15 protein-coding genes and 1 tRNA gene are annotated in these 17,514 nt (G+C 63.5%); 10 read left to right on the forward strand and 6 right to left on the reverse strand.

Annotation, left to right across the window (positions count from 1 at the left end):
- Window positions 1-215: 215 nt before the first annotated feature.
- Window positions 216-1,463, forward strand: coding sequence for a L,D-transpeptidase family protein (locus OEG82_RS00405; RefSeq protein ID WP_267610495.1), 1,248 nt, complete (start codon window positions 216-218; stop codon window positions 1,461-1,463).
- A 5-nt stretch (window positions 1,464-1,468) separates the two neighbouring features.
- A complete protein-coding gene (locus tag OEG82_RS00410) occupies window positions 1,469-1,687 on the forward strand; it encodes a sulfurtransferase TusA family protein (RefSeq protein ID WP_267614802.1) in 219 nt (72 codons plus the stop codon).
- 22 nt (window positions 1,688-1,709) lie between these two features.
- Here the strand turns inward: OEG82_RS00410 and OEG82_RS00415 are convergent, their stop codons facing one another.
- Together OEG82_RS00415 and OEG82_RS00420 are read right to left on the reverse strand one after the other, a co-directional pair.
- Window positions 1,710-2,837, reverse strand: coding sequence for a CobW family GTP-binding protein (locus OEG82_RS00415; protein ID WP_267610496.1), 1,128 nt, complete (start codon window positions 2,835-2,837; stop codon window positions 1,710-1,712).
- A gap of 18 nt (window positions 2,838-2,855) precedes the next feature.
- Window positions 2,856-4,049, reverse strand: a complete 1,194-nt coding sequence (locus OEG82_RS00420; protein ID WP_425497494.1) for a D-alanyl-D-alanine carboxypeptidase family protein — start codon at window positions 4,047-4,049, stop codon at window positions 2,856-2,858.
- Between the two features lie 202 nt (window positions 4,050-4,251).
- Here OEG82_RS00420 and OEG82_RS00425 point away from each other — a divergent pair, with 202 nt between their 5' ends.
- Both OEG82_RS00425 and OEG82_RS00430 read left to right on the forward strand, forming a co-directional pair.
- A complete protein-coding gene (locus tag OEG82_RS00425) occupies window positions 4,252-5,418 on the forward strand; it encodes a M20 aminoacylase family protein (RefSeq protein WP_267610497.1) in 1,167 nt (388 codons plus the stop codon).
- Between the two features lie 85 nt (window positions 5,419-5,503).
- A tRNA-Arg gene (locus OEG82_RS00430) sits at window positions 5,504-5,579 on the forward strand.
- 53 nt (window positions 5,580-5,632) lie between these two features.
- Here OEG82_RS00430 and OEG82_RS00435 read toward each other — a convergent pair.
- A complete protein-coding gene (locus tag OEG82_RS00435) occupies window positions 5,633-6,853 on the reverse strand; it encodes an MFS transporter (protein ID WP_267610498.1) in 1,221 nt (406 codons plus the stop codon).
- A gap of 169 nt (window positions 6,854-7,022) precedes the next feature.
- On the opposite strand from OEG82_RS00435, the gene OEG82_RS00440 reads away from it, so the two are divergent.
- From OEG82_RS00440 to OEG82_RS00450, 3 genes are all read left to right on the forward strand, one after another.
- Entirely contained in the window at window positions 7,023-7,784 is a 762-nt protein-coding gene (locus OEG82_RS00440) for a SapC family protein (RefSeq protein ID WP_267610499.1), read from the forward strand.
- Window positions 7,785-7,997: 213 nt separating this feature from the next.
- Window positions 7,998-9,209, forward strand: coding sequence for a 1-deoxy-D-xylulose-5-phosphate reductoisomerase (gene dxr / locus OEG82_RS00445; RefSeq protein ID WP_267610500.1), 1,212 nt, complete (start codon window positions 7,998-8,000; stop codon window positions 9,207-9,209).
- A 6-nt stretch (window positions 9,210-9,215) separates the two neighbouring features.
- A complete protein-coding gene (locus OEG82_RS00450; RefSeq protein WP_267610501.1) occupies window positions 9,216-9,872 on the forward strand; it encodes a nucleoside/nucleotide kinase family protein in 657 nt (218 codons plus the stop codon).
- A 110-nt stretch (window positions 9,873-9,982) separates the two neighbouring features.
- On the opposite strand, the gene OEG82_RS00455 is transcribed toward OEG82_RS00450, so the two are convergent.
- The 3 genes from OEG82_RS00455 to OEG82_RS00465 all read right to left on the reverse strand — a co-directional run bounded on the left by OEG82_RS00455 (window position 9,983) and on the right by OEG82_RS00465 (window position 13,827).
- Window positions 9,983-10,783, reverse strand: coding sequence for an FAD binding domain-containing protein (locus OEG82_RS00455; protein WP_267610502.1), 801 nt, complete (start codon window positions 10,781-10,783; stop codon window positions 9,983-9,985).
- Window positions 10,784-10,801: 18 nt separating this feature from the next.
- Entirely contained in the window at window positions 10,802-13,150 is a 2,349-nt protein-coding gene (locus tag OEG82_RS00460) for a xanthine dehydrogenase family protein molybdopterin-binding subunit (protein WP_267610503.1), read from the reverse strand.
- Window positions 13,151-13,335: 185 nt separating this feature from the next.
- Entirely contained in the window at window positions 13,336-13,827 is a 492-nt protein-coding gene (locus OEG82_RS00465) for a (2Fe-2S)-binding protein (protein WP_267610504.1), read from the reverse strand.
- 479 nt (window positions 13,828-14,306) lie between these two features.
- Here OEG82_RS00465 and OEG82_RS00470 point away from each other — a divergent pair, with 479 nt between their 5' ends.
- The 3 genes from OEG82_RS00470 to OEG82_RS00480 all read left to right on the forward strand — a co-directional run bounded on the left by OEG82_RS00470 (window position 14,307) and on the right by OEG82_RS00480 (window position 17,480).
- Window positions 14,307-15,356, forward strand: a complete 1,050-nt coding sequence (locus OEG82_RS00470; protein WP_267610505.1) for a TRAP transporter substrate-binding protein — start codon at window positions 14,307-14,309, stop codon at window positions 15,354-15,356.
- 274 nt (window positions 15,357-15,630) lie between these two features.
- Entirely contained in the window at window positions 15,631-16,161 is a 531-nt protein-coding gene (locus OEG82_RS00475) for a TRAP transporter small permease (protein ID WP_267610506.1), read from the forward strand.
- Window positions 16,158-17,480, forward strand: a complete 1,323-nt coding sequence (locus tag OEG82_RS00480; RefSeq protein WP_267610507.1) for a TRAP transporter large permease — start codon at window positions 16,158-16,160, stop codon at window positions 17,478-17,480. The genes OEG82_RS00475 and OEG82_RS00480 overlap by 4 nt, the downstream gene beginning before the upstream one ends.
- Window positions 17,481-17,514 lie beyond the last annotated feature (34 nt).

The following is a 17,514-nucleotide window of genomic DNA, read 5'->3' on the forward strand; positions in this document are numbered from 1 at the left end:
AACCTCTGTTGCACCGGCCCGAATCCGTTCGCCGCCCGCGACAGCAGACACGCCGGGAGCCGCCCAGGGCAATATCCTGTCGCCAGACAGTGAGGATGGTTAAGGCTTCGTGAACCGTGTCTGGAGTAGTATTGCGTTGAAATGCCCGGCCCGGCGCCGTCGTAAAAGCGCCAGAGCCCCCCGGTAACGTGCAATTGCGAAGTCCAAGAGACACCATGACACCGAAACGAATGCTGCGATTTGTTCCTATCCTGCTTCTGGGCCTGACCGGCTGCCAGGACGCGCTTGATTCCGTGTCCAACAAGGTCGAGCACCCGCTGCCGGCCAAGCTGGTCAACAAGATGAAGGCTCAGGACATGAGCACGCGCTCGCCGATCATGATGCGCATCTTCAAGGAGGAAGGCGTTCTCGAGGTCTGGAAACAGAAGGGCAATGGCCGCTTCGACATCATCGCCTCCTACGAGATCTGCAAATGGTCCGGCAAGCTGGGGCCCAAATTCAAGGAAGGCGACCGCCAGGCGCCTGAAGGCTATTACCGGATCTATCCGGCACAGATGAACCCGAATTCGAGTTACTATCTGTCCTTCAACATGGGCTATCCCAACAGCTATGACCGCTCCTATGGCCGCACCGGCTCCAATCTGATGGTGCATGGCGCCTGCTCGTCTGCAGGATGCTATTCGATGACCGACGAGCAGGTCCTTGAGATCTACGGCTTTGCCCGCGACGCCTTCAAGGGCGGCCAGAAATATTTCATCGTCGAGGCGCTGCCGTTCCGGATGACGCCGGAAAACATGGCGCGCCACCGCGACAGCGAGCATTTCGAATTCTGGAAGATGCTGAAGACCGGCTATGATCATTTCGAGCTGACGAAGCGGCCACCCTCGGTCGAGGTCTGCGACCGGCAATATGTCTTCAACCAGGTGCCGGAAGTCGAAAACGCCGCCTTCATGGCAAATGCCTCCTGCCCGCCGGCCAGCGTGCCGACGACGCTCGCCACCGCCTACAGCGCCTATGAGAAGTCCTGGAACCAGGCCTTTGCCAAGGCGGTCACCAAGTTTGACGGCGAGGAAGCCAGGCAGATCGCCGCCGAGGAAGCCAAGGCGGAAGCCGAAGCCCGCCGCGCCGAGCGTGAAGCCGAAAGGCAGTCCCGGATTGCCGCCAATGGCGGCCAGACGCCAGCTCCGGTGCTCAGCCTGTTTGCCTCGGGCAACCCGCTCAAGGCCCTCACCGCAGGCCCCGGCCCTGTCGCGGCCCTCGCGGCACCGGCCCCGGCTCCCGAGGCCGCTCCCCAGTCAACAGCTGCACAAGTCGAGACCGAGGCCGAGCCTGAACAGACGCTGGGCGGCATTCCGGTTCCACAGCCCAACCCGGCAGCGCCCGCCGAAGTGGCCGAGGCAGCAAAGCCCGGTCAGCCGGATCAGTCCGATAAGCCGTTCTGGAAAATCTGGAGCAAGAATTGAGCTCCATGGACGGGCTCGATCTGCGCGGCCTGAAATGCCCCTTGCCGGTGTTGCGGCTGCGCAAGCACCTGCGCGACCTTGCCAGCGGCACCCGCATCCGCATAGAGACCACCGACCCGCTGGCGGTGATCGATGTTCCGCATTTCTGTCAGGAGTCCGGTCATCCGCTGATCAGCAGCGAGGCGATCAAGGGCGGCCACGCCTTCGTCATCGAAAAAGCCTGACCGCTCAGCCGCGACAAATACCCTATCGCCGGGACGGCATCCCCGGGATGACCAGCGGATTGTCGGTCAGCGCATCCCGGTCCGGCCGGCCGATCCCCGGCTCATCGACAAAGGCGCCGAACAATTCGGCAATGAACCCCTTCGGCATGTCACGGGCTATGATCACCAGCCGCGTCTCCTGAGCAGCGCCTTCGGGCCAGGCCGGCAGCCGCACCGGCTCCGACATCAGGCTTTGCACCGCATGCAGCACCAGCGGCCGCGAGGGATCGTCCGACAGCTTCACAATGCCCTTCATCCGCAACAGGTTCGGCCCATGCGCCGAGCGCAGCAGATCGAGAAACATCGCCAGCGCCTTGGGTGCGATCGGCTTTTCAAACACCAGCGAATCCGAACGGATATGCGCGTCATGCCGGTTCACATCGTGATGGTGATGCCCGTGATGATGGTCATGATCGCTTCTGGAGCTCATCCACCGCGCCACGTCCAGGCTGTGGGCCACCGGATCATAGGCGCCGGTGTCAAACAGCTTCTCCGCAGTCACGCCCGCATCCGCGGCATAGACAATCCGCGCCAGGGGATTGAGCGCTTCGAGCCGCTCCACCAGCGCATCGCCGGACCCGGCGAGTTCCGCCTTGGACACCACCAGCGTGTCGGCCACCGCCACCTGCCGCCGCGCTTCCGCATGGGCATCCAGCGTGGCCAGGCCATTGACCGCGTCGACCACGGTCACCAGGCCTTCCAGCCTGTAGGATTGTCCCAGCGCCGGATGACCGATCACCGACTGCATCACCGGCACCGGATCGGCCAGGCCGGTGGTTTCGATGACAACCCGCGAGAACGGCCTGATCCGGCCGGTCTGCATCCGGTCCATCAGATCGGCCAGCGTATCGACGAGTTCACCACGCACGGTGCAGCACAAGCATCCGTCCGACAGTTCGATCACGCCGTCGCCGGAGCTTTCGACCAGCAGGTGATCGATGCCGACATCGCCGAATTCATTGATGATCAGGGCCGCATCACTGAACCAGGGATCGCCGATGAGACGGTTAAGCAGTGTGGTCTTCCCCGCACCCAGAAATCCGGTCAGGATCGACACGGGAATGCCGTGCGGGGCCTTCCAGGCCGGCTCGTCGGGCAGTTCTCCGGTCATCGGTCAGTTCTTTCGCGGTCAGAATTCGGGGCGTGGAATGGGAATCGGCACCGAACTGCGCAGCGGCATGGCTTCGGCGGCGCTGGCGGACGCGGCGAATGCCGAGGCCACCGACGGCTTGACCGTCATCTCGCCCGCGCGGGCCGGCCGCGGAACCGGGATCGGGATTCGCGACAGCGCGATCTGCTGGCTTCCGGCCGGCAGCCCGGTCGGCGCCTGCACCAGCCGCGGCTCGCGGGTCAGTGGGTTGATATAGGGCGAGTTGAGCACCATCTTGCCCTCGACATCGCGGCCTTCATAACGCGCCTCGCGCGCTTCCTTGGTGCAGATCTCGCCCGAAATATCGGCCACCACATCCCGGCCCTCGCCATAGGGCGCCAGGCTTGTCAGCGTGGAGCCGCCCCATGCCGTCGTCGTCAGCGCCTTGTGCAGCAGCCGCGCTGATTCCTCGGCCCTAAACTCCTGCGAAGGTGCCCCGAAGACCACACTGACAACGGTCTTGCCATTGCGGGTGGCCGTCGACACCTGGTTGAAGCCGGAAGCGCAGATGAAGCCGGTCTTCATCCCGTCAGCGCCCGGAAACCGGCCGAGCAGCAGGTTGTAATTGGTCTGGGCCTTGCTGCCGGCGACAAAACCCTCATAGCCGAAATAATGCGCGTATTGCGGAAAGTCGCGCCGCACCGCTACCGCCAGCAGCGCCATGTCGCGCACCGTGGTATATTGGCCGCTGCCGGGCAGGCCATTGGGATTGACGAAACGGGTCGAGGTCATGCCGAGCCTCAGCGCGGTGGCGTTCATCTCCTTGACGAAATCCTCCTCCGTGCCCGACACCGCTTCGGCGATCGCCATGGCGACGTCATTGGCGGATTTGACCAGCAGATATTTCAGCGCCGAATCCAGCGGGAACCGTGTTCCCGGCTTGAAATACATCTTGCTCGCCGGCTCCTTGGCCGCATGCACCGACATGGTCACCGGTGTGTCCATGGTCATCTGCCCGGATTTGAGCGCGGTGAACACCAGATAGGCGGTCATGATCTTGGTGACAGAGGCAGGATACCAGCGCTGGAAGGCCTGCTCATGCTCGATGACGCGACCCGAACTCACATCCACGGCAATGCTTGGGTTGGCCATCGCCCCGGCAGACCATGGCAGCACCAGCGCCAGCACGGCGAACCCCGCGGCGATCCTGCCTGTCGGTACCAAAAAGCTCATTCCGGACATCCGTTTTCCAGTATTTTCAGGCGGCCTGTCGCCGTCGGTTGGGCGATTCGACGCAGTTTCACCCGCGGTGAAACATCGCTTTTTCCTCGTCATCACCGCCTACTTAGCCTATATGGCAGAGAGATGGCAAAGGCGATATCGAGATGAGCGCTTCTGCCGGACATCAAAAAAACCGAAGCCATAGGGGTGAAAAATGCAGCTGGTCTCTGATGTAGTGTCCATGAAGGACGAAGTCGCCGAATGGCGCCGCACGCTTCATGCCGATCCCGAGCTGCTTTACGATGTGCACAACACCGCAGCCTTCGTCGTCGACAAGCTCAAATCCTTCGGCTGCGACGAGGTCGTGCCCGGCATCGGCCGCACCGGCGTAGTCGGCATCATTCACGGCCGTCCCGGCGGCAACGGACCCGCCATCGGGCTGCGCGCCGACATGGATGCGCTGCCGATCACCGAAATCACCGGCGCGCCCCGGGCGTCGAAGACACCCGGCAAGATGCATGCCTGCGGCCATGACGGCCACACGGCCATGCTGCTGGGTGCTGCGCGCCACCTTGCCGCGACCCGCAATTTCACCGGCTCCGTCGCGGTGATCTTCCAGCCGGCCGAAGAAGGCGGCGCCGGTGGCCGCGCCATGGTCGAGGACGGCATGATGGAGCGTTTCGGCATCACCAAGGTGTTCGGCATGCACAACCTGCCGGGCCTGCCGGTCGGCCAGTTCGCCATCTGCAAGGGGCCGATCATGGCGGCAACCGACATTTTCGACGTCTCCATCAAGGGCCGCGGCGGCCATGCCGCCATGCCCTACCAGGCGATCGACCCGATCGTCGCCGCCTCGGCCATCGTCACGGCGCTGCAGACCATTGCCTCGCGCAATGCCAATCCGCTCGAATCCCTGGTGGTGTCGGTGACCAAATTCATCGGCGGTTCGGCCTACAACATCATTCCCGAAACGGTCGAACTGGCCGGCACCGTGCGCACGCTGTCGCCTGAAATGCGCGACATGGCTGAAACCCGGATCAACGAGATCGTCCGCGGCGTTGCCGCCGCCCATGGCGCCGAAGGTTCGGTCAATTATCTCAGGAACTATCCGGTCACCTTCAACCATTCCGACGAGACCGAGTTTGCCGCCGACATCGCCGAAAGCGTTGCCGGTGCAGGCATGGTCGAACGCCAGCAGCCCCCGACCATGGGCGGCGAGGATTTCTCCTTCATGCTCGAAGCCCGCCCCGGCGCCTTCATCTTCATGGGCAATGGCGACACCGCCAGCCTGCACCACCCGGCCTATGACTTCAATGACGACGCCATTCCGGTCGGCGTCTCCTACTGGGTCAGGCTCGCCGAGAAGGCCCTGGCGGCCTAACTCGCCCCCATACCTCAACACGTGACAATCGGGCGGTTCTTCTTGTTGAAGAACCGCCCGCTTTTCTATATGCACACTTTCGCGTGGTCCCGTAGCTCAGGGGATAGAGCACAGGATTCCTAATCCTGGGGTCGAAGGTTCGAATCCTTCCGGGATCACCACCCTCAAACGGTCCGTTCCGGACAATTGCATCCGGTCAGATTGCTCTGCTGCCTCACGCCGGCACGGCATCCCCGCGTCGGGCCCGTGACTTGAACAGCAGCAACGCCATGATGCCGATATTGAGGAAATTCCAGGCGATGCCGTTGAGGAAGGCTGCCCGGTAGGACCCGGTCAGATCGTAGATCCAGCCCGACATCCATCCGCCCAGCGCCATACCGACAATGGTCGCCATGATGACGAAGCCGACCCGTTGGCCGGCTTCCCCGGCCGGCATGTATTCGCGCACGATCAGCGCATAGCTCGGCACGATCCCGCCCTGCGACAGGCCGAAGATCAGGCTGACCACGTAGAGCGGCACCATGGCGTCGAACGGCAGATACAGAAACAGCGCGATGCATTGCAGCGTGGAGCCGATCAGCAGGGTTTTGACCCCGCCCAGCCGGTCGGCGATCAGTCCGGAGATCAGCCGCGAAACCACGCCGCCCATCAGCATCAGCGACAGCATCTCGGCGCCAACCGTCGGGCCGTAGCCGAGATCGGCGCAATAGGACACGATGTGAACCTGCGGCATCGACATTGCCACGCAGCAGCCGATCCCCGCCAGCCCCAGCATCCACTGCAGCGAGCTTGGCGAGAAACTGACCGAGCGCGCATTGGCAAGCGACAGGCTGTTGGCCTGCGCGGTGGCCTCGTCGGGAACCCGGCGCAACAGCAGGAAGGCCAGCGGAATGATCAGCGCGACCGGCACGACCGCCAGCACCATATAGGCGGTGCGCCAGCCGTAATCTGTCAGCACCCCGCTCAACAATAGCGGCCAGAACGCCCCGGAGAGGTAATTCCCGCTGGCCGTGATCGCCACCGCAATTCCCCGCCGCCGGTAGAACCAGTGCGAGATATCGGCGATCAGCGGCCCGAAACCTGCCGCCGTTCCGAAGCCGACAATGAACTGCATCGCCGACAGCATGGCGACGGAACCGCTGACGGCGGCAAGCGCAAAACCCGTGGCCATGGTGATCGCCGATGCGATCAGAGCCACCGTGACGCCGTAGCGGTCGACGACCCGGCCGATCACCAGGTTGCCCAGGGCAAAGCCGACCATGGTCAGGGTATAGGGCATCGATGCATCGGCGCGGGCAATGCCGAATTCGGCCTGCACCGCCGGCATGATGACGATGATCGCCCACATCCCGACATTGCCGAGAACGGCAATTGCCAGCGTCGCCGCAAGGCGCGTCCAGGAGTAGCGGCTGTCAAGGATATCAGACTCAACCATCCGGCCACGTTATGGAGAGCCGCGTTGGAAGTATAGAGCGCCGCCGCGTCAACCGACGACTTGATCTGCCCGGCTGCGTAAAGGTTCTGTCAAGATTGCGCTTGAATTACCCCGTCACACCCGCCAAAACTCTGCATTGACACAGACATGATGCAAGGGGGACATCTCATTGGCTGCTTCAACGCAAAACACGCCGAACACGCTGCCGCTTTTTTACAAGTCACCGGAAGCGGTCAGTCCTGAACGCCACGGCGACAAGGGGGTGGCGCAGACCGGCAATTACAGCTTCGCCGCCAAGGCGATCGTCATTCCGCTGATGGCCGCGGAAATGCCGACGGCAATGCGCTCCTATCCGATCGTGTTTTCCGGGCCGGACTTCATGCCGATGGTGGTGACCGGGATCCGGGAAGGCGAAAACCTGTTCATCGATGACAAGGGCAAATGGGCAGCGCCACATTACGTGCCGGCCTATGCCGGGCGCTATCCCTTCATCCTGGCGGGCGGCGAAACCGACGAGCGGCTGACCCTGTGCATCGAGAATGATCCCGCCCGGCTGCTCGGCCTCGACGGCAAGGCCGGGCCCGACGTCAAGCCGCTGTTCGAAAATGGCGGCAAAAGCGAAGTGATCACCAGCGCCCTGGCCTTCTGTGAGCAGTATCAGGGCATGTTCGTCAAAACCCGGCAGATCATGAAGGTCATCGCCGACAGCGGGCTTCTGGTCGAGCGCACCAGCAAGATCTCGCTCGAGGATGGCCAGAATTTCAACATAACCGGCTTCCACCTTGTGGACGAAGCCAAGCTGCTGGCCATGAGCGACGAGGATTTCCTCAAGCTGCGCAAGGCTGACGCGCTGGCGACGATCTATTGCCATCTTGCCTCGATGAACAGCTGGACATCGCTGCTGCATCAGGCAAGCCTGCGCAAATCCTGAGCGAAAACGGCTCGGGCGTTATTGCCCGAGCCATGTCCCGGAGCCGGACAGGCAGCGCCGCGCATGTGTCTGTCTGCGCGGCGTTCTCATTCCGGGACGCTGAAAGGCGCTATCCGGCCCTGCGGACTTGTTCTGCGGAATCGAAAATTGCGGTTTGCGCCGGTCTTCTGTAAAGGCTGTGCGATGCCATCAGCTCGCCGGACCAGACCAGACATGACCGCCGCCACCGGATCGCCGACCCTGCCGCAACGACGCCGGATCTCGATTCTCGGCGCCACCGGCTCGATCGGCTGCAACACGCTCGACGTGATGTCGCATCTGGGCGGCCGCGACAGTTTCGAGGTGCCTGCCATCACCGGCAGGAGCAATATCGGCCTGCTGGTCGAGCAGGCCCGCAGCACCGGTGCCGGCTTTGCCGTGACCGCCGATCCGGACCGCTATCAGGAGCTGAAATCGGCACTTGCCGGAACCGGCATCGAAGCCGGGGCCGGCCCCGCGGCCCTGATCGAGGCCGGCGAACGCGACACCGACCTGCTGATGGCCGGCATCGTCGGCATTGCCGGTCTGGCCCCGACGCTGGCAGCCGCGGCCCGCGGCGCCGACATCGCCCTGGCCAACAAGGAGTGCCTGGTTTCCGCCGGCGACCTGTTCACCGCGGCCATTGCAAGCGGCGGCGGAAAGCTGCTGCCGGTCGACAGCGAACACAATGCCATCTTCCAGGTGCTCGAGGAAAGCCAGCGCCACGCCGTCGACCGCATCATCCTGACCGCATCCGGCGGCCCCTTCCGCAACCACAGCCGGCAGCAGATGGCGGCGGTGACGCCCGAAGTGGCAGCTGCCCATCCGAACTGGGCGATGGGCCTGAAGATCTCCATCGACAGCGCCTCGATGTTCAACAAGGCGCTGGAGATGATCGAGGCGCGGCATCTGTTTGCCATGCAGCCCGATCAGATCGAGGTCATCATCCACCCGCAATCCGTCATCCATTCCATGGTCGGCTATTGCGACGGCTCGGTGCTGGCCCAGCTCGGCGTGCCCGACATGCGCCATGCCATCGGCTACGCCATCTCCCACCCCCGCCGCACTGGCCTGCCGGTCGAGCGGCTGGATTTCGCGGCACTCGCCCGGCTCGATTTCGCGGCACCCGATGAGGAGCGCTTTCCGGCACTGGCTCTGGCCCGCACCGCCATGCGCCGTGGCGGCCTGCAGGGTGCCGTGCTCAACGGCGCCAAGGAAGCAGCCCTCGAGGCCTTTATCGCCGGACAGATCGGTTTTCTCGACATGGCCGACATTGTCGCCGCTGCCATGGACAGGCTCGATGACGGACGCAAGGCGCAGTCCATCGAGGATGTCTACGCCGCCGACCGCGACGCGCGGGACGTGGCCCAGTCCCTTATTGCCCGTGCCAGCCGCATCGCGCTCTAGGCCGCCATGCAGCGCGCGCAGGGCCGGATCAGCACCGTCGATGCGCTTCGTGCCTGGATAGAGGCGAAATCCGCGCCGGGCCGTGCGGCCATTATCGGCGTCTGCGGCTATCCCGGCGCCGGCAAGACCACCCTGTGCAGGACCCTGACAGCGGCGTCCGCAAACCGGGTCTTCCATTTCGAGGGTGATCGGTTCTCGAGCTTGAGCCTTTGCGAGCGCGAGGCGCAGATCGCCGGGGCGCTTCATGCCGGCTTACCCGCCGATGCCGCGGAAAACCCGCTCGACTGGTATGACTGGGAAGCGATCAAAGCCGCGCTTTCCGGCATCCGGAGCAGGGGCCGCTTCACCTTTCCCCATGGCTGGAACCGGACAACCGGCGAACTCGATGAGCCTTACGGCATCACCCTGCCCGCGCATGGACCGGCGGTGCTTCTGTGCGACTGCATCTATCTGCTCCACCAGCCCGTGCGAAAATGGCTTGATGCGCTGATCCTTGTCGACACGCCGCTGGAGGTGACGCTGGAACGCGGGCGTGCGCGATCGAAGGATCCGGCAAGGGCGGCCTATATGGAGCGGCTGACCCGGATCCATGCCGTGCCCTATTTCACCGCACACCAGGCCGCCGCGGACATGATTTTCACCAATGACGAGGACATCGCCTGAGCGGCAATGCCAATCCGAAAACCGCGGATCGGGGGTCTGAAAAGATGACGGCGAGCCAGGGAATCCCCGGCCCGCCGTTTCAAGTGCTGCTGCTGTCGCTGACTGGCGGGTCAGCCCGCCGCGGCAACAGCCCGCCTGGCCATCACCTTGACCAGATTGGCGCGGTACGCCGATGAGGCATGGATGTCGGCCATCAGTTCCGACGGATCGACGGTAACGCCATCGAGCGCGCCTGCCGAAAAGTTCGACGCCAGCGCCTGTTCCATCTCTGCCTGCCGGAACACCCCGTCCGAACCGGCGCCGGTGACCGCCACCCGCACCGAGCCGTCGCCCTGTCTGGCGACGAAGACGCCGGTCATCGCGTAGCGCGAAGCCGGGTTGGGGAACTTGGCATAGCCGCATTTGGCCGGCGCGGTGATTTCCACCGCCACGATCAGCTCGCCATCGTCCAGCGCGGTATCGAACATGCCGGTGAAGAAATCATCGGCGCTGATCGAGCGCATGTTGGTGACGATGGTGGCATTGAGCGCCAGCAGGCCCGCCGGATAATCCGCCGCCGGGTCATTGTTGGCGATCGAGCCGCCGATGGTGCCCATGTGCCGCACATGCGGATCGCCGATATGGGCGGCGAGGTGGCTGAGTGCCGGACAGGCAGCGGCGATCTCCGAAGAGCCCGCCACTTCCGCATGGGTGGTCGCGGCGCCGATCCGGATCGAGCCGCCATTGACCGAAATGCCCTTCATCCCGGCGGCATGGCGCAGATCCACCAGATCGGACGGAGCTGCAAGCCGTTGCTTCATGGTCGGAAGCAGTGTCTGCCCTCCCGACAGATACTTGGCTTCATCATTTGATGACGCCAGCTTGACGGCCTCATCTATCGAGGAGGCGCGGTGATAATTGGTTGCATACATGATGTCTGCCTCCCTTTCCTATTGTGCCGACTGCAGCGCTGCCCAGACCCGCTGCGGGGTCGCGGGCATTGCCAGGTCATTGCTGCCGATTGCATCCGTGATGGCATTGATCACCGCCGGTGGCGCGCCGATCGCGCCGGCCTCGCCGCAGCCCTTGATCCCGAGCGGGTTCGACGTCGCCGCCGTCACCGTGTTGGAAACCGTGTAGGCCGGCAGGTCGTCCGCCCGCGGCATGGTGTAATCCATATAGCTTGCCGTCAGCAGCTGACCGGTGTCCGGGTCGTAATGCGTGCCTTCCAGCAGCGCCTGGCCGATGCCCTGCGCAACACCGCCATGCACCTGCCCCTCGACCACCATCGGGTTGATGATGTTGCCGAAGTCGTCGGCTGCAACGAACTGGACGATCTCGGTCTTTCCGGTTTCGGGATCGACCTCGACCTCGCAGATGTGGCAGCCGGCCGGGAAGGAGAAGTTGGTCGGATCGAAGAACGCCCCCTCCTTCAACCCCGGCTCCATGCCGTCGGGCAGGTTGTGCGCGGTATAGGCGTTGAGCGACACCTCGTGCCAGCCGAGCGACTTGTCGGTTCCCGCCACCTTGACCTGGCCGCCCTCGATGACGATGTCGGCCTCGTCGGCTTCCATCAGATGCGCGGCGATCTTCTTGGCCTTGGCCTCGACCTTGTCGAGCGCCTTGACCACGGCCGACATGCCGACGGCGCCCGAGCGAGAGCCATAGGTGCCCATGCCCATCTGCACCTTGTCGGTGTCGCCGTGAACGATGGAGACACTGTCGATGCCGACGCCGAAGCGTTCGGCGACAAGCTGGGCAAAAGTGGTTTCATGACCCTGGCCGTGGCTGTGCGAGCCGGTCAGCACTTCGATCGTACCCACCGCATTGACCCGCACCTCGGCCGATTCCCAGAGCCCGACCCCGGCGCCGAGCGATCCCACCGCGGCCGACGGCGCGATGCCGCAGGCCTCGATATAGCTGCTGATGCCGATGCCGCGCTTCATGCCGCGGGCTTCGGCTTCCGCCTTGCGGGCCGGAAAGCCGTTGTAATCGGCCGCGGCCATCGCCGCATCCAGCGAGGCTTCGTAATTGCCGGAATCGTAGCAGAGGATCACCGGCGTCTGGTAGGGGAACTCGCGAATGTAGTTCTGGCGGCGCAGTTCAGCCGGCGAAACCCCGAGCTCGCGCGCTGCCGTCTCAATCACCCGCTCCAGGGCGAAGGTGGTTTCCGGCCGCCCGGCGCCACGATAGGCATCGACGGGCACGGTGTTGGTATAGACCGTGCGCATGTTGCAGTGGATCGCCGGGATCACATATTGCCCGGAATACAGGATCGCATGCAGGAAGGTCGGCACCACCGAGGAAAACAGCGACATATAGGCGCCGAGATTGGCGACCGTGTCGGCCTTGACCGCAAGCATCTTGTTGTTGGCGTCAAAGGCCATCTGGATCGTCGTCACATGGTCGCGGCCATGGGCGTCGGTGAGAAAGCTCTCGGTGCGGTCGGCCACCCATTTGACCGGAACGCCGGTCTTTTTCGAGGCCCAGAGGCAGACGATTTCCTCCGGATAGATATAGATCTTCGAGCCGAAGCCGCCGCCGACATCGGGCGCGATCACCCGCAGCTTGTTTTCCGGCGCAACATTGTAGAAGGCGCTCATCACCAGCCGTGCCACATGCGGGTTCTGCGACGTGGTCCAGCAGGTGTAGTGATCCTCGCCCTCGTCATAGTGGCCGAGAGCCGCGCGCGGCTCCATGGCGTTGGGCACCAGCCGGTTGTTGATGAGATCCAGACGGGTCACGTGAGCCGCACCGGCAATCGCCGCATCGACTGCGGCCCCATCGCCGATTTCCCAGTCATAGATCAGGTTGCCGGGGGCATTGTCATGGATCAGCGGCGCGCCGGGCTTGAGCGCATCGACAGCTTCGGTGACCGCCGGCAGCACTTCGTAGTCGACCACAACCGCCTCGGCGGCATCGCGCGCCTGGGCCTTGGTGTCGGCGACAACCACCGCGACAGCGTCTCCGACATAGCGCACCTTGGTCTGCGCCAGCGGACGCCAGTCGCCCATGTTCATCGGCGAGCCGTCCTTGGAATGGATCATCCAGCCGCAGATCAGCGAGCCAATGCCGTCGGTGGCCAGTTCGTCGCCGGCCAGGATGCCGATCACGCCCGGCATCTTCATCGCTTCCGACGTGTCTATGCCCCTGATAGCGGCATGCGCATGCGGTGAACGGACGAAATGCGCATGTTTCATGCCCGGCACCACCATGTCGTCGGTGTAGCGCCCCTTGCCCGTGATGAACCGCTTGTCTTCCTTGCGCGCCACGCTGGCGCCAATGCCTTCCAATCCCATGTCTCAAACTCCTCCGGTTGGGTGTGGAGAAAAGCCGGTGAGAAATGTCAGGGCAGGATCGCCAGTGTCTGAAGCCGAAAGTCTGGCAGGGACCGGGATTTCAATCCCGTCTCGCCGCCCCGGTTACCGACACCATCTCTGCCTCTAAAGTCCGCCGCCTTTCGCCATTGCCTGTTCAGGCATGCCTATTGAGCTGCGACTCTCGCGCCGTCGCCCATCTTGGACGCCGCATCGAGAATGGCCTTGACGATGTTGTGATAGCCGGTGCAACGGCAGATATTGCCTTCCAGCTCTGCCCGCACCGTCTTCTCGTCGAGCTTGCCGCCATGGCGCGAGATCATGTCGACAACCGACATGATCATGCCGGGCGTGCAGAACCCGCATTGCAGGCCGTGATGCTCGCGAAACGCCGCCTGAACCGGATGCAATTCGCCCCCCGATGCCAGCCCCTCGATGGTCAGCACCTCGGACCCGTCCGCTTGCGCGGCGAGCATGGTGCAGGATTTGACCGCCTTGCCGTCCACATGCACCACGCACGCGCCGCATTGGGACGTGTCGCAGCCGACATGGGTTCCGGTCAGACCAAGATTTTCGCGGATGAACTGGACCAGAAGCATCCGGTCCTCACATTGGCCGGAAACGGTTCGCCCGTTCACGGTCATCGATACAGTCGCCATTGAATTCCTCCCTGGGGTGCAATTACCTCTCCCGCACCGCTGATATCATTTTCCTTTTTTGCAAAAGGATCAACCGTTAAACTTGGAATAATGAAGTGGCGGCGGGGTGCGGAGCGTCATTATGCTTGCCCCGGCGAGGTCTTTACTCACGCAATGGCCGCGACTTTGCTGCGGTCCGCCACAAGGGGCAAGTCCGCGCAACGATTCCGCAATGACTTGTAGCAGAAAGGTCTGCCGGTTGCGTCTGCGACCTTCGTCTCGCCCGCGAGAAAACAGTTGTCGGAGCGGGTTTTTCCAATTATTAAATGACCGGACGGTCGGTTAATTGGAGGCAAGAACCCGAGGCCGCCTGGGAGAGTTCTGGTGACCGCTGCTGCGCAATGACAGGCAACGGTCCTAGGCAGTTACAAAAAATACCCCTAGGTTCGAAGGGGAACCCCGCGGGCATCAGACCCGCAAAATCTATCTGGGAGGATACAATGAAGAAACGCAATTTCCTGAAGTCCGCTGCCGTGGCCGCGCTCGCCCTGTCCGCGGTCGGCGCAACCTCGTTCGGCGCTGCCGCGCAGGAAGTCACCCTGCGCCTGCACCAGTTCCTGCCTGCCCAGGCCAATGTGCCGGCAGAGCTGCTGATTCCCTGGGCCGAGCAAGTCGGCACCGCGTCGGACGGCCGCATCAAGATCGAGGTCTTCTCGTCGATGTCGCTGGGCGGCACGCCGCCGCAATTGATGGACCAGGCCCGCGACGGCGTGGTCGATATTGTCTGGACCCTTCCCGGCTACACGCCCGGCCGCTTCCCGCGCGCCGAAGTGTTCGAGCTTCCCTTCATGATGACCAATGCCGAGGCCACCTCGCGGGCCTATTGGGAATTGTTCAAGTCCGACATGGAAGCGCAGGAATTCCAGGGCATCAAGATCCTCGGCACCTGGGTGCACGGCCCCGGCGTCATTCACGCCAAGGGCGAGGGCGTCCGCAAGCTCGAAGACATGCAGGGCAAGAAGCTGCGCGGCCCGACCCGCGTCATCAACGGCCTGCTTGCCGAACTCGGGGCCGAGCCTGTCGGTATGCCGGTTCCGGCAATCCCGGAAGCCCTGTCCAAGGGCGTCATCGACGGCACCGTCATTCCGTGGGAAGTCACGCCGGCGCTGAAGATCGCCGAACTGGTCGACACCCACACCGAGTTCTCCGGCGACACGGCGCTCTACACCGCCGCCTTCGTGCTGGCCATGAACCAGGCCAAATATGACAGCCTGCCGGACGATCTCAAGAAGATCCTCGACGACAACACCGGCGCGGATTTCTCGGCCTTTGCCGGCAAGACCCAGGCCTCGTTCGACGCGCCGGGCCGCAAGATCGCCGAAGCCACCGACAACGAGATCGTCATTCTCGACGCCGAGGAAGTGGCGCGCTGGGCCACAGTCGCCGAAAAGGTGCGCGACAACTGGTTTGCCGAAATGAAGGAAAAAGGCATCGACGGCGAAGCCCTTTACGGCAAGGCCAAGGACATGATCGCCAAGAACACGATGTAAGCCTGAGGATTGCAAACACCGGCGGGGCTGCCTCAAATGGCGGTTCCGCCGGTGCCATGTTCCGGCCCTGATCCGCGCCTCACCTGCCTTGCCGGCCATGCAGGAAATCCGTGGCTTTGCCCTGTCGTCAGGCCGGCAGTCCGGCTAGACTGCGCCGCGGGGGCCCAAGACCAGCCTGAACGGACCGGTGAGCGGTCCTGCGGCCTGATCACCCAAGGCTCGATTACGAAATTCGCTGCGGCCCGGTTTCGCGGCACCGCACGGGAGGTTTTTCATGTTTGACCGGATTGACCGCGCGATGCGGGCGCTGGCGGCCTTTCTCGCGGTTCTGGGCGGCCTGGCGCTGATTGCGGTCATATTGGCCACCGTCCTGTCGGTGTCGGGACGGGCCTTGCTGGCCTTCGGCCTGTCCCCGATCCGCGGCGATTTCGAGCTCGTCGAGCTCGGCACCGGCTTTGCGGTCTTCGCCTTCCTGCCCTGGGTCCAGATCAACCGCCAGCATGCATCGGTGGAAATCCTGACCATGCATATGGGCGCCCGGGCCAACCGGGTGATCGACATGATTGCCGATCTGCTGATGTTTGCCATTGCCGTGCTGCTGACCTGGAAGCACTGGGCCGGCACTCTGGACAAGCTGGCCTATGGCGAGACCACCTTCATCATCCAGTATCCGATCTGGTGGGCCTATGCCTCCGGCCTGCTCGGTGCGGTCGGCTTTGTCCTGATAAGTTTCTGGTGCGTGGTCCTGAGTGCCGGGGCGCTCGTGACCGGGCAGGACCAGGCGCACGGGGAGTTCATGCATTGAGCAATATCGACATCGCGCTGCTTTCCTTTCCGGTGCTGCTGCTGCTGATCTTTCTGCGCATCCCGATCGGGCTGGCCATGCTGCTCACCGGCATTGGCGGCAGCTATTTCATCAATGACTCCTTCCTGATGATCTTCGCCCAGCTCAAGAACCTGACCTGGGGCACCTTTTCCAGCTACTCGCTGTCGATCATTCCGCTGTTTCTGCTGATGGGCCAGTTCGCCACCCTGGGCGGCATGTCGCAAGCCCTGTTCAAGGCAGCCGAAACCTGGATGGGGCACAAGAAGGGCGGCGTCGCCATGGCCGCCGTCGGCGCCTGCGCCGGCTTTGGCGCGATCTGCGGCTCGTCGCTGGCGACTGCCGCCACCATGGGGCAGGTCGCCCTGCCCGAGCTCAAGCGCTATGGCTATTCCGGCGAACTCGCCACAGGCGCGCTGGCGGCCGGCGGCACGCTTGGCATTCTGATCCCGCCCTCGGTGATCCTGGTCATCTACGCCATCCTGACCGAGCAGAACATTGCCAAGCTGTTTGTCGCGGCCTTCATTCCCGGCATTCTCGCCGCGATCGGCTACATGATCGCCATTGCCATCTATGTCCGGCTCAAGCCCGGCTCCGCCGGTCAGCGCGAACGCGCCCCCTATTCCGAGCGCTTCCGCAGCCTGGTCGATGTCTGGCCGGTTCTGGTGGTGTTCATCGCCGTGGTCGGCGGCATCTATGGCGGCATCTTCACCCCCACCGAGGCCGCGGCCGTCGGCGCCTTCGGCACCGGCGTGATCGCCTTTGCCAATGGTGGCTTGAGCCGCGCCACCCTGAAGACCTCGATCCTGGCAACCGCCAGCGCCACCGGCATGATCTTCCTCATCGTCTTCGGCGCCGGCGTCTACAACGCCTTCCTGGCGCTGAGCCAGTTGCCGCAAACCGCCGCCGCCTATGTCGGCAGCCAGGGCTTCAATCCATGGCTGGTGATGGTCGCGGTGCTGCTGCTCTACCTGATCTTCGGCTGCATCATGGACTCGCTGTCGATGATCCTGCTGACCGTGCCGATCTTCTTCCCGATCATGTCGGCGCTGGATTTCGGCCTGACGCCGGAGGAATTCGCGCTCTGGTTCGGCATCATCGTGCTGATCGTCGTGGAGGTTGGATTGATAACGCCACCGGTGGGGATGAACCTGTTCGTCATCAATTCCATGGCCAAGGACACGCCGCTGTCGGCAACCTATCGCGGCGTCTTTCCCTTCGTGCTGACAGACATTGTCCGGGTCGCCATCCTGACCATGTTCCCGGCCATCACGCTCGTCGCCGTCAGGCTGCTTTACTGACGCCGGCGGGCGTGGTCACGGGGCAGCAATCGGC

Origin of the sequence: Hoeflea ulvae, from assembly GCF_026619435.1 — a bacterium.
Classification (GTDB): domain Bacteria; phylum Pseudomonadota; class Alphaproteobacteria; order Rhizobiales; family Rhizobiaceae; genus Hoeflea; species Hoeflea ulvae.